Origin of the sequence: Duganella aquatilis (assembly GCF_009674565.1) — a bacterium.
Taxonomy (GTDB): domain Bacteria; phylum Pseudomonadota; class Gammaproteobacteria; order Burkholderiales; family Burkholderiaceae_D; genus Rugamonas; species Rugamonas aquatilis.
Genome location: NZ_WKJL01000089.1, coordinates 1 through 243, shown reverse-complemented (window position 1 = coordinate 243; position 243 = coordinate 1). Strand labels below are relative to the sequence as shown.

Annotated in this window: 1 rRNA gene; it reads left to right on the top strand. The window is 49.8% G+C overall.

Annotated elements, in window-relative coordinates:
* Positions 1-145: 145 nt before the first annotated feature.
* Positions 146-243: ribosomal RNA gene (gene rrf / locus GJ698_RS30390) — 5S ribosomal RNA — on the top strand; the annotation flags it as partial.

The window sequence follows — 243 nt, the reverse complement described above, 5'->3', positions numbered from 1 at the left end:
ACTGATACTAATTGCCCGTACGGCTTGTCCCTATAACCTTGACGGTTATGCGCATTTACTATGATGGTGAGTGCTACCCAAAACTTTACTTCTCCCAGATTCGCTGTGCAGCCCAATTGGTGGCTGCGGAGCATACAAGTCAAAGCTTGATGACCATAGTAAGTCGGTCCCACCCCTTCCCATCCCGAACAGGACCGTGAAACGACTCTACGCCGATGATAGTGCTGCAACCAGTGTGAAAGT